The following is a 12,155-nucleotide window of genomic DNA, read 5'->3' as shown; positions in this document are numbered from 1 at the left end:
GCGTTTTTGGTTCCATATAATAGCATACTAAGTCTATTCGTGAGAAATTTGGAATCATTGTCTACCAAAAAAGGACCATTCCTTAAAAGAAAAGGCTCATCAGAATTGTTTTCACCATTCTACTAGAAAAAAATTATTCTAATAACTCGCCTGTGTTTATATATTAGTGATAGAGGAGGGTGTCTGATGGGGGAACGGATCTATACGGGGAGATTTACAACCGAAAATACTGAAGAAATCGTTGTTTTTACAATTGGAATGCGAATTAATAAGTACCGAAAAATACATAAGTGGTGGCCGGTATTTCGTGCGATGCCGAAGATGTTAAAAGAGTTGTACGAGCATCAGGATGAATTAGGTTTTTATTCGCATGAAATGTCCATGGGGACGCGTACGATTAAACTTGTTCAGTATTGGCGATCATTGGACGAACTATTGGCGTACTCCAAAGGTGATCTGCACCTAGAAGCTTGGAGGAAGTTTAATCAAAAGATTGGTCATACAAAGGATGTAGGCATTTTCCATGAAACGTTTGTGCTAAATCCAGGGCAATATGAAAATATCTATGGCAACATGCCAATCTATGGAATGGCCAAGGCATTAGGACACCAGAAGGTTGAACCAAAACGTAGGACAGCGTTAAAACGTCTACAACAAAATAAAAATCGTGGGGATACCCCACGATTTTTAATATATTTAAGCTTTTTTACCATACGGAAGAATGTGATAAAGCGTCATAAAGATGGTACCTGCTACGGCGATTAGTCCCATCACAAAATATAATGTACCTCCGCCATAGACATCGATTAGTGCTCCTCCGATTAACGATCCAATAATCCCCGAAATTCCGAAGAACACTGCATAGAACAGCAAGTGTCCAGTTGATTGCGTTAGCTAGGGATGAGTCGAGTGACGTAATCAAGTGAGGCTAAATATAGCACTCCGAATGTTAGACCATGTGTGAATTGCAGGGCAAGTACGACCCAGTAAGAATCTGCTGAAGCAAATAAGAACCAACGGAAACTATAGATCACACCTGCTAAAATGACAAAGATTAGCGTGTGATATTTTTTAAACCAATAACCTGCTGTTGCAAATACAATGGCTTCACTGATGACTCCAATAAACCATGCCGAACCAATCACAAAGTTTGTCCCGCCCAGCTGATTAATGTAAAGGCCAATAAAACTATCATTCGCACGGTGCGAAATGGTTAAGAACATCATAAAAAATAAGAAAATCACAAATGGTTTGTTTTGCAAAAGTCGTTTAAAGTCTGCAAAACTAACTGGTTCTTTCGAGACTTCAACATCCTTTACTCTAAACGTTACAAATAAAGCGATAAATGCAAATGCTAAATAAGGCCAAATCATATATTCGACACCTGTTAAGGTTAAAACGAGGCCGATCGCAAGGGAGGATGTCGCAAACCCGATAGAACCCCAAGTTCTGATGGTTCCAAACGATACGCCTAAATCATCAGCCCGCCTTTGAGCTAAACTATCTCCAAGTGCCCCCACTGGTGTTGCGAAAAAGTAAAAGAAAAATCCTACGAACATAATCCATAGAAAATGAGACATACTTAAGAAAATCGAACTGAAGATAATTAAGCCAAACACGCATATTAGAAGAATTTTTTTGACGGTTTTATATTTATCACTTAAATATCCCCAAATGGTTGAGCGATAATAGAAGCAAGTGGACCTACGGCTAAAACCCAGCCAATTTGAGCGCCCGTTAATCCTTTTCCTTCAAGATATACAGGTAAATAGCTGATAATAATCGTATTCGTCGCATGAAATGCAAATAATAAGGTTTTGAGTGGTGTTAATGATTGTTGTTCTGTCATACGTAAACCTCTGTTTCTATAATATTCAACGTTATTTACTATATCTTATTTCATGTCAAAATTAAACAAATAAAACTCATGATTAGACGAAACGTTTAGATTTGTTTTACTATAAAAAAGTAATGAGTAAATATAAAGTAAGGAGATATATATATGAGATTAAGCATATTAGACCAAGCACCTGTGACAAAAGGGAATACAGCAGAGCAAGCATTAAAGAATGCAGAAGAACTGGCGATTTTAGGAGAAGAGCTAGGCTATCATAGAATGTGGATGGCAGAGCATCATGGAACCAACGCACTCGCAAGTTCAGCTCCTGAAATTACAACGGCACATATGGCTGCTAAGACGAGTCGCATCCGACTGGGGACTGGCGGCGTTATGATGATGCATTATTCACCACTTAAACTTGCTGAAGTATTTAAAAACGCTTAGCGCATTTGCACCTGGCAGAATTGATTTCGGAGTAGGGCGAGCACCAGGTGGCGATCACTTTAGTATGTATGCGATGTCTGAAGGGCGCCAGCCGATGTTAAATAATATGTATGAGAAATTCGAAACGGCTCTCCAATACATTAGTGACCAAGTTCCGACAGAGGAACTGTATAGCCGAACGATGGCAACACCATCAGGAATCAAGCTACCTGAAGCGTGGCTGCTAGGTTCTAGTGGGAATAGTGCGATGAAAGCTGGTGAGATGGGAGTTGGTTATTCGTTTGCTCAATTTTTTAATGGTGAGCTATCGAAAGAAATTTTAGATACTTATCGTATTAATTTTATTCCAACTGAATTTATGGACAAACCTGAGATTAATGTATCGTATATGGTGACAGTGGCTGAGACGGAAGAAGAAGCTGAATTTCAAGCAGGACCACAAGATATTTCCAGACTTAAGCTTATGAAAGGTGAGATTACCCAAAATATCACACCAGAAGAAGCGCAGGAGTACCCGCTAACTGAGATGGATCGCATGCGTATTCAAGAAGCTCGCAAGCTGCATTTAGTCGGTTCAGCGAAAGACGTCGCTCAACAACTTCGAGATGAAAAAGAGATGTACGGATTTGATGAAGCGATGATTGTGAGTATCCCTCATTCACAGGAAAAGCGTTTGAATGTCTATCGATTATTAGCAAATGAATTACTTTAAGTGAGAGTCCAATTATTAACGGGTTCCGTTGTGGGGTGTAAAACGTCAAATCGCAGTTAAAACCGCAATGCAAATCACATTAGAAATCACACAAAAAAGGACTTAGAAAAAATTCTAAGCCCTTTTTAGCATGGATTTTCCTTCTTCAACTAACGTCCGCGTTTGTTGAAGAAGGAATTGTTGTTAAAATTAATTTTATTTTGCTACTCTAATTATTTGTTCTACAATTTCGTAAGCTCTTTCTTCAGAAATTTCTGTTAAGCGAAACTCCCCAGAATAAGTACCACTATCCAGATTAAATATAACAAAAGCACGTTTTTATTTTCTATTTTATGGTACTCTACTTCAGTATCATTAATCATTTTGTGTTACTAGGCGAACTACTTTGTTTCCCGTCATTAAACGTTAATTTAAAGACTAGAGGTTCTCCACCATAAATACCATATAAAACTTCAGAACCCATATTTTCCTCATATTTTTCTATATATTCCTCGTCTTTTTTATTCCCTAATTGTTTCGAATATTCGATAATTAAATCTTTATGTTTCCCAAACGGTCCTGTTTCAATTATTGCTGATGTAATGGAGTAATCTTGCAAGTGCGGAATATATACATCTGTATCAAACGTATCATTTACTTGTTCTTGAAAAGGAACTACATCTTCATTCACAGAAGAAGAACAAGCACTTAGATATATAGAAAATAATACTAAAAATAAAGTATTTTTCATTCGGATATCCCCTTAAAAATTTAAACTATTCTCCCTAAGAGCTTCTTAAACTTTCCTGCCCCGTTACTTTAAGTACAATCCTTCACAAACTTTTTATATTCTGATATCTATTTTAACATAATTTTCTATTTAACCTGGATATAAAATACAATTCACGCCAAAATCACAACCGATTCACACCTACTACAATATTTATTTCAGCCCTTGTGAATAGCTGTGTGTTTTAGAGTGCGATTATAATAGTAAAACCCTATAAAACCCTGATATTACAGCAAAATAATACACATAAATTCAAATGCGAATTCACGTGCGAATTAGTATGTGTTTCTGTCTGTTTGCACCCCTGAACGGAACCGGTTATCCAATTATTGGGCTCTTTTTTATTTCGTTTATTAAATTTCGACAACAATTTACGTTTTTTCACTAAATGATCTTCATTTCTAACCGATATTTATTTATATAGAGACCATCAAGGGGGAGAGGTGTCAGGGTGAAAATCTTTCATTCAATTAAAGCCAAATTAATTATTATGATGTTGGTATTGTTAATTATCCCTTTAGTCATTGTAGGGTTCATTAACTATAGCCAGACAGCCGTTCTAGAGAAGTCAATTATTCCTAAAAATGTCTTAGAACAAACAGACAACGATTTCAAACAAACGTTTGATGAGTATGAAGGCATTTTACAACAAATCGCTCAGTCTGAAGAATTGCAGCATGAAGATCAGGCAGGTGTTGAAACGAGTGAAACTTATAGCCATTTACCAGGAGCAAATGAACCTGAGTTGGTTGAGTTTTACGAAGGGTATTTATCTGAACAAGTTTCTGATCATGAATACATATTAAATTCATATTTAGCAACACCTGAAGGAGCTATTTATTTTTCATCTGTACCATCAAGTGAATCTGATTTATCGGAATTTGATGCAACAACAAGAAGCTGGTATCAGGGTGCAATGGACCAGCAGGGAGAGGTTATTTGGACTGAACCATATTTTGATGCAGTGACAGGTGGGTCAGTCATTACACTAGCAACAACTGTTACGGATTCAAGTGGTGATGTGGTTGGTGTTTATGGAATTGATTTTAAGATGGGAGCACTCGCAACCGAATTGCGAAATCAGACGTTACTTACAACCATTATTATTTCTGCTATTGCAATCGTAATCGGTACACTTGCGGTTATTTTCTTGTTCGTTTAATTACGAAAAAGTTATACGCAGTTCAAGAAGGGTTATCAAATGTCGCAAATGGCGACCTTACTCAGCCAGTTGATGTAGATAGTAAGGACGAATTAGGCCAGCTTGCCGATAGTTATAATCAAATGGTGGAGAATATGCGGAACTTGATCTCTAACGTGATTGAAACGTCTGAGCAAGTGGCAGCATCATCAGAAGAATTAAGCGCCAATGCAGATGAAACGACTACAGCTTCAGAGCAGATTTCAAGTTCGATTCAGGAAGTTTCAAATGGTAACGAGAAAACAGTTGAGAATGTCAATCGTTCAAGGAACTTTGTTGGTGAGATTTCAAATAATATTAACGAAATTTCAGAACGGACAGAGCGCGTGACACAATCTTCCGTTGAGACATCGAATAAAGCAGCGGAAGGTGAACAAGTCATTAATCAAGCTGTCAATCAAATGGAAAGCATCAGTTCAAATGTTTCAAATATAGGCGGTGTGATTAAAGAACTTGATCAACGTTCAAATGAAATTGAAGACATTATTAAAATGATCAATGATATTTCTGAACAAACTAACCTTCTAGCACTCAATGCTGCGATTGAAGCTGCGCGTGCCGGTGAGCATGGTAAAGGCTTTGCCGTTGTTGCGGATGAGGTAAGGAAGTTAGCTGAACAATCTACGAATTCTACGGTTGAGATTTCTAGAATTATTAATGAAATTCGTACTCAAACGACACAGGCAGTTGAGTCTGTTGAGAAAGGGGTTATTACGGTGGATGAAGGGCGAACACTGGTCAATCAAGCGGGACAGTCCTTTAACGAAATATCAGCTGCCGTGACCCAAGTTTCATCTAGAATGAAAGAAGTTAATGAGTCGATTAGCAACATAGAAGAACGTAATGAGTCATTAGTTCAAACTATGGAAGAACTTAATAATTATACAGAAAATACATCAGGCTTAGCTCAAGAAGTCGCAAGTGCGGCAGAAGAGCAGACAGCATCTGTTGAAGAAGTGACATCAGCAAGCTCTGTGCTCGCTGAAATGGCAGTGGAACTGCAAGAGACAGCTGCTAAGTTTAAGATTTAACTAAAAAAGCTATTGCGACGTGTTCGCAATAGCTTTTTATCATATAAAAGGTTCGATAAAATTCATTTTGGGTTCGATAAATTAACAATTTTTTACTTCGTCGACAGAATTCGTGGCTGATATTTTTAAAAATGGGGTCGATAAATTCCAAATAAGGGTCGATATTGCCTCTAAATGCTTAACAACTCCCTAATCTCATCTTCATTCAGACTACTAAACATCGTTTCACCTGGTTTAATCACGTTTTCAATCAATTCTCGTTTTCGTTGTTGTAAGGAATAGATTTTTTCCTCAATCGTGCCCTTCGTAATTAAACGGTGCACTTGGACAACGTTTTTCTGACCGATTCGGTGCGCACGTCCAGCAGCTTGCTCTTCAACAGCAGGATTCCACCATAGATCATACAGGATGACGGTGTCAGCTCCTGTTAAGTTCAGCCCGGTACCACCGGCTTTAAGAGATATAAGGAAAATTTCTTTTTCACCGTCATTAAACCGGTTAACCTTTTCGACGCGTTCTTTTGAAGGTGTTTGACCATCTAGATAAAAACATCACGGCCTTCTTCTTCAAATTCCTTTTTCATGATTTTAAGCATGCTCGCAAACTGAGAAAAAATCAGGATGCGATGACCGTTCTCACGGGCACTATCAACCATATCGAGTAGCTGGTTCATTTTACCTGACTCCCCGTCGTAGCCCTCGATAAATAATGAAGGATGACAACAGAGCTGACGAAGCCTTGTCAGTCCAGCTAAAATTTTCATTCGATTTTTCTGAAGTCCCTCACTTAAGGCATCGGCCGTCTCGTTTTTAATTTTATCTAAGTAACCAAGGTACAATTCTTTCTGTTGTTTGGTTAAATCCGAATACTGCACGGATTCAATTTTATCTGGTAATTCTTTTAACACATCTTGTTTCACGCGGCGCAGGATAAATGGCCGGCTCATGCTTGAAATCTGATCTTCTGATAAGTTTTTGAATTCCTTTTGTTAGGAAAAAACTTAGGCAGAATCACGTCAAAAATGGACCATAATTCATCGAGTGAATTTTCAATCGGTGTACCACTTAAAGCAAAACGTTCCTTCGCCCGAATGGAACGGACTGCTTTAGCTTGTTTGGTTAAATGGTTTTTAATGGCCTGCGCTTCATCAAGGATAAGCGTTGAGAACTGCAACTCTTCATATTGCTCGCTGTCCTGGCGTAGAAGCGGATAAGATGTGATCAACACATCCACATCTTGTAATTGTTCTAAAAGCTGTTTTCGTTCGCCGGCTGTTCCGCTTATAATTTGAACCTGCATGGTTGGCGCAAATTTCTCAAATTCTGCTTGCCAATTATAAACGAGAGAGGCAGGCGAAACGACTAGAGCTGGCATAGAATCTGGGTACTTTTCGCGCTGAGAAAGTAAAAAGGCAATACTTTGCAATGTTTTACCTAGACCCATGTCGTCTGCCAAAATGCCTCCAAATCCATAACGACTTAATGAAGATAACCACTGAAAGCCTGTTTTCTGATAATCACGAAGATCAGCATCTAAGGTATCTGGTAATGGTGTTGTAGCCTGACTCGGTGATTTAATATCATCAATAAGTTGCTGAAAGGCTTCATTGTATTTTTTCTTCATTCCTTGTGATACGGCATCTTCTAGCTGTAAGCCTCGGTACGACGGTAGCTGTACAGATCCATTTTCAACATCTTTAGGTTTAAGTTTAAATCATTCAGCAAGTGTGTCATCTGTGTTAGTGATTCGTCCTGAAGCGGAACAAAAGAGCCATTTGGAAGTCTGTAGTAACGCTTCCTCTCCACAACCGATTGCAAAAGCTGACTGATTTCTTCGTGGTCAATATCACCAATATCAAAATTGACTTCTAAGTAGTTTTGGTTAGAGTCGTAATCAACATTGATTGTTGGGTAATCAATCTCATCAAATAATAAATTTTTCACAGCCTGTGTTAAATAAACATCAACTTCATCTTCAACGACAGGCAGTTGTTCATATAGAAAACTAAAAATCTCGAGTTCTGAATTTAAATAAAGCTCATCTCCATTATACTTAAACCCGGCGTGTTCAATAAATCGCATCACTTGCTGTTCTTTAGCATGGTCCCGAACTAATATTTTATCTTTGGGCTGATGGCTATTAGACGGCTTCATTGGATCTATTGAGATGTTGTGGTAGTTATAACGCACCTGTGCCGTTAATCTTAGCCCATCCCAATCGAGATGCATGGTCGTCTTGAGAGTCGGTTTTACCATTGATTCAGAGACTTTTTCAGATAGTTCAACCTGACCGATTTGTTCAAGATTAGGCAGCACTTGTGAGATGAACGTATCAATTTGGTGTGGCTGGATATGAATTTTATCTAAACCTTGGATATGTTTAAAAGAACGATCCACGACTTCTTTTTGTTGGTCATTTAGCTTAAACAAAGAATTATTAACCTGGATAAGGTCATAATTCTTAATATAATTTGCATGCGGCATCAAACTTAAATTAAGTTCGTATCCTTGTGAAGATTCATTTAATTGGAAATCGAATGGTACAATATCATGCGCGCACTCAAAGTATGAATAGTTACGCAGTTCATCTTTAAACTCAGCACCTGACTCAGCTAATAACGGCAATAACTGATCTGCAAAGGCAGGTGGGATCACCATCCCTTTTGAAGATGAACCTTGACTAAACCGGCTGTCGTAAAATTCATCGTTCTTATAAATATCGATTAAAATCTTAATGATTTGATCATCATAACTCGTAAACATATGCTGATCTGGCTGATAGGAAAAGTTCGGTGTAAACATATGCTCATCTTGATTCATGACACTTTCGATAAATCGTTTTAAGTTTTTAACAACGTACGTCCGTCCAACTCCTACCTTCATTTCAATTGAAAATTGATAACCGAGCCAGAGTTTGCGGTCTAAAATTAACGTGAATTCAGTTTCGAGCACATCCAAATTCTGTGACATCTGGTTATTAGACTTTAGAGAATCTGTAAAAGCATCAATTAACATACTAGAATGATCTATCTCTTGGGAAGGCCTTGAATTTCCGAATAACGTTTGGATTAATTGATCTTTTTGTGAGGCTTTTTTAGTTTCTTGTTCATCGCTAGACTTTTCAGCAATTTTAAATAAAACTGCTACAACGTGCTTACATTCACCAAATGTATCATGTGCAGGACACGAACAATGATGGGAATAATCATCACTTTCAAGGTTTATATGAACAAGATATGGCTCTGAACCATTAACGGTTGCCATCCAAGAATTACTTTCTGGTACAAATTTTAAGTTTTTGACGGCGTTACGTTTAAAATAATTTTGTCCCCTTGAATACATTCTTTTTGAAATCTATTTTTAATCTCGGATTTTGTTATCAATTCTCACTCACCCTAACGTTTTACGCTATTACCATCTTAACATTTTTTATGACATTTTATACGAGGAAGTGTTATGATTCTTAAGGGAAAGGAAGGGTCAAATGAAAAAGCATATTGTATTTTTTGATATAGATGGAACGTTATTGGATCAACATAAGAAATTACCTGACAGTACAAAAGAAGCCATTAAACGGCTTCAGGAAAACGGTCACGAAGCTGCAATCGCAACTGGACGAGCTCCTTTTATGTTCAAAGAGCTGCGTGAGGAATTAGGAATTGATACTTACGTTAGTTATAACGGACAGTATGTCGTGCTAAATGGTAAAGTCATTTACAAAAGTCCACTGGACAAAAGAGCTCTAGAAGCATTGACGGAAAAAGCTTTAGAACATGACCATCCAATTGTGTATATGGATGCAGAGGATATGAAAGCCAATGTCCCTGATCATGATTATATTAATGAGAGTATTTCAACGCTGAAAATTGATCAGTATCCAGCGCATGATCCAGATTATATAGGACGCGAGTTGTACCAGTCACTCTTGTTTTGTGTGAAAGGGGAAGAGCAGCCCTATGTCGATCAGTTTGAGGAATTTGATTTTATAAGATGGCATCGTGTGTCTGTTGATATCCTACCTGCGGGAGGGTCCAAAGCAGAAGGAATTGATCGAGTCATAGACGAAAATTGGCATTCCTTCTGAAAGGCAAGTGGCCTTTGGAGATGCACTAAATGATTTAGAAATGTTAAAGAAGATCTATCATAGTTTTGCGATGGGAAACGGACTTGTAGAAGCTAAAAAAGCAGCTAAGTATGTAACTGCAGGCGTTGATGAAAACGGTATTTATGAAGGGTTAAAACAACTAAAATTAATCTAACAAGCTGTGTCAAAATGCTTCGCTTTCCGCAGGCACGGCGCGGGCTTCCCCAAACTCGTTCCGTTCGTTTGGCGTGATTTTCAGCTCGTGCTGTTCCTGGAGGAGTCTTGCATTTTGACTACGCTAATAACACTCAAATTCGTTTATAGAAAAGCTATTTTTATTTTATCCCATCCTCTATTTTATAGCTGAATAATTAAGAGCTTCCTAAAGATAATATAAGCATAGGGATTGTCATCAAGAAAGGGGCTCTTATATGTTAGCTAAATTAACACCTGTATTTAAGATTGCAGCAGGGATTATGCTTATATTAGTGATTGTTGGTATGGTTTGGCCAGATTGGTTAGAGCAAGTCACAACCGACGTCCAAGGTGTAATTGCCAATGCTTTTGGATGGTATTATTTAATTGTTGTAACGTTTTTGTTTTAGTTTGTCTAGTTTTTTATTTACGCCCTTAGGAAAAATTCGATTAGGTAAGCCAGGCGAAAAGCCTGAGTTCTCAAGACCGACTTGGATTGCGATGTTGTTTAGTGCAGGGATGGGGATTGGACTTGTCTTCTGGGGCGCGGCTGAACCGATTAGTCACTATGCCGTTAGCTCGCCAACGTTAGAAACAGGTACTGATCAAGCAATTAAAGATGCAATGCGCTTTACATTTTTTCACTGGGGTGTTCATGCGTGGGCAATCTACGGTATTGTCGCGCTCGTATTAGCGTATTTTAACTTTAGGCATGACAAAATGGGGCTGATTAGCGCGACTCTTCATCCTTTGTTTGGTAAAAGTATGGAAGGGAATTTCGGGCGGTTAATTGATGTCCTAGCCGTAATCGCAACGGTCATTGGGGTGGCCACAACATTAGGTTTTGGTGCCGTGCAAATAAACGGTGGATTATCGTTCTTATTTGATATGCCGACAAGTTTTTATGCAGCTGATCATCATTTCTATCGTAACCGTTTTGTTTATGATCTCTGCATGGACAGGCCTTGGAAAAGGAATCAAGATTTTAAGTAATGTAAACATGATACTTGCCGTATTATTATTTTTATTAATGTTTATTGTTGGACCAACATTGTTTTATCTTAAATATTTTTACTAATTCAATTGGAACTTATTTTCAACAACTACCTGCGATGAGTTTCCGAATTGCACCTCTGAACGAGGAACTTAGAGCGTGGATTAACGGCTGGACAGTATTCTACTGGGCATGGTGGATTGCCTGGTCGCCGTTTGTCGGTATTTTTATCGCTAGGGTCTCAAAAGGAAGATCGATTCGTGAATTCGTCTTTACTGTCTTAATAGTCCCTTCTCTAATTGGTTTCTTGTGGTTTTCCACGTTTGGGGGTACAGCGATCTCGCTTGAACATAACGGAATGGATGTAATCTCTGAACTGGCCACGGAAGAAGCGTTGTTCGGAGTGTTTTCAAATTTTCCTTTAGGTATGTTAGCATCGATAGTTGCGATGATCCTAATCGGTACGTTTTTTATCACTTCTGCTGATTCAGGAACGTTTGTATTAGGTATGATGACAACTGGAGGGTCACATGAGCCAGGCCAACGAGTGAAGCTAGTGTGGGGTGCTTTGCTATCGGCAACAGCTTTAGCCTTACTATATACAGGCGGACTTCAAGCACTGGAAAATACCATGATCATAGCAGCCTTGCCATTTTCAGTGATAATGCTCCTCATGACCTTTAGCTTTATCAAATCCATATTCAAGGAAGGAAAAGAGCTCGGGTTAGGAGATGTAGAAGCGAATAAGAAATTAAAGAAAGATGAATAAGGAAAAATCCTGCGGACCCGCAGGATTTTTTTCATTTTGAATGACCGATTGAAAACAGTTCTCGCCCGGACGCGAACAATTCTTGCTCAGATGCGAACAAATCTCGCTCGGATGCGG

General features: G+C 38.4%; 7 protein-coding genes and 7 pseudogenes. 7 read left to right on the top strand and 7 right to left on the bottom strand.

Annotated elements, in window-relative coordinates; all coding sequences use genetic code 11:
* The first annotated feature begins 186 nt into the window (after positions 1-186).
* Positions 187-765, top strand: coding sequence for a DUF4188 domain-containing protein (locus JCM13188_RS05185; protein WP_369404839.1), 579 nt, complete (start codon positions 187-189; stop codon positions 763-765).
* A gap of 125 nt (positions 766-890) precedes the next feature.
* On the opposite strand, the pseudogene JCM13188_RS05180 reads toward JCM13188_RS05185, so the two are convergent.
* A pseudogene (locus tag JCM13188_RS05180) lies at positions 891-1,849 on the bottom strand (MFS transporter).
* Positions 1,850-2,002: 153 nt separating this feature from the next.
* Here JCM13188_RS05180 and JCM13188_RS05175 point away from each other — a divergent pair.
* A pseudogene (locus tag JCM13188_RS05175) lies at positions 2,003-2,996 on the top strand (MsnO8 family LLM class oxidoreductase).
* Positions 2,997-3,354: 358 nt separating this feature from the next.
* Here JCM13188_RS05175 and JCM13188_RS05170 read toward each other — a convergent pair.
* Entirely contained in the window at positions 3,355-3,726 is a 372-nt protein-coding gene (locus JCM13188_RS05170) for a hypothetical protein (RefSeq protein ID WP_054752601.1), read from the bottom strand.
* 490 nt (positions 3,727-4,216) lie between these two features.
* Here JCM13188_RS05170 and JCM13188_RS05165 point away from each other — a divergent pair, with 490 nt between their 5' ends.
* The 3 genes and pseudogenes from JCM13188_RS05165 (at position 4,217) to JCM13188_RS05160 (ending at position 5,997) form a co-directional block, all read left to right on the top strand.
* Positions 4,217-4,927 carry a PDC sensor domain-containing protein gene (locus JCM13188_RS05165; RefSeq protein ID WP_054752599.1) on the top strand — a complete coding sequence of 237 codons (711 nt, stop codon included), beginning with the start codon at positions 4,217-4,219 and terminating at the stop codon, positions 4,925-4,927.
* A pseudogene (locus JCM13188_RS20440) lies at positions 4,927-5,007 on the top strand (hypothetical protein); the annotation flags it as partial. The gene JCM13188_RS05165 and the pseudogene JCM13188_RS20440, both read left to right, overlap by 1 nt.
* A 54-nt stretch (positions 5,008-5,061) precedes the next feature.
* Positions 5,062-5,997, top strand: a complete 936-nt coding sequence (locus JCM13188_RS05160) for a methyl-accepting chemotaxis protein (protein WP_054752597.1) — start codon at positions 5,062-5,064, stop codon at positions 5,995-5,997.
* A gap of 170 nt (positions 5,998-6,167) precedes the next feature.
* Here JCM13188_RS05160 and JCM13188_RS18020 read toward each other — a convergent pair whose 3' ends face one another.
* The 5 genes and pseudogenes from JCM13188_RS18020 to JCM13188_RS18015 form a co-directional block, all read right to left on the bottom strand.
* A complete protein-coding gene (locus tag JCM13188_RS18020; RefSeq protein ID WP_279401416.1) occupies positions 6,168-6,320 on the bottom strand; it encodes a hypothetical protein in 153 nt (50 codons plus the stop codon).
* Positions 6,321-6,398: 78 nt separating this feature from the next.
* Positions 6,399-6,488, bottom strand: a pseudogene (locus tag JCM13188_RS20435) (helicase-related protein); the annotation flags it as partial.
* Positions 6,489-6,535: 47 nt separating this feature from the next.
* Positions 6,536-6,943 (bottom strand): SNF2-related protein, encoded by a 408-nt coding sequence (locus JCM13188_RS05155; RefSeq protein WP_054752595.1) that lies wholly within the window; start codon positions 6,941-6,943, stop codon positions 6,536-6,538.
* The gene (locus JCM13188_RS05150) at positions 6,940-7,620 is read right to left on the bottom strand and encodes an SNF2-related protein (RefSeq protein ID WP_054752593.1); all 681 of its coding nucleotides are present in this window, start codon (positions 7,618-7,620) and stop codon (positions 6,940-6,942) included. Before JCM13188_RS05150 ends, JCM13188_RS05155 begins: the two co-directional genes overlap by 4 nt.
* Positions 7,600-8,654, bottom strand: a pseudogene (locus JCM13188_RS18015) (SNF2 helicase associated domain-containing protein); the annotation flags it as partial. The gene JCM13188_RS05150 and the pseudogene JCM13188_RS18015, both read right to left, overlap by 21 nt.
* Positions 8,655-9,480: 826 nt before the next feature.
* On the opposite strand from JCM13188_RS18015, the pseudogene JCM13188_RS05140 reads away from it, so the two are divergent.
* Positions 9,481-10,255: pseudogene (locus tag JCM13188_RS05140) on the top strand (Cof-type HAD-IIB family hydrolase).
* A 256-nt stretch (positions 10,256-10,511) separates the two neighbouring features.
* Positions 10,512-12,038 (top strand): annotated as a pseudogene (locus JCM13188_RS20430) (BCCT family transporter).
* Positions 12,039-12,155: the final 117 nt, after the last annotated feature.

The sequence above is a fragment of the Piscibacillus salipiscarius JCM 13188 genome, assembly GCF_001311865.1.
In the GTDB taxonomy this organism is placed as follows: domain Bacteria; phylum Bacillota; class Bacilli; order Bacillales; family Alkalibacillaceae; genus Piscibacillus; species Piscibacillus salipiscarius.
The sequence above is the reverse complement of the archived record's forward strand: the minus strand, read 5'-3'. Positions and strand labels throughout refer to the sequence as shown.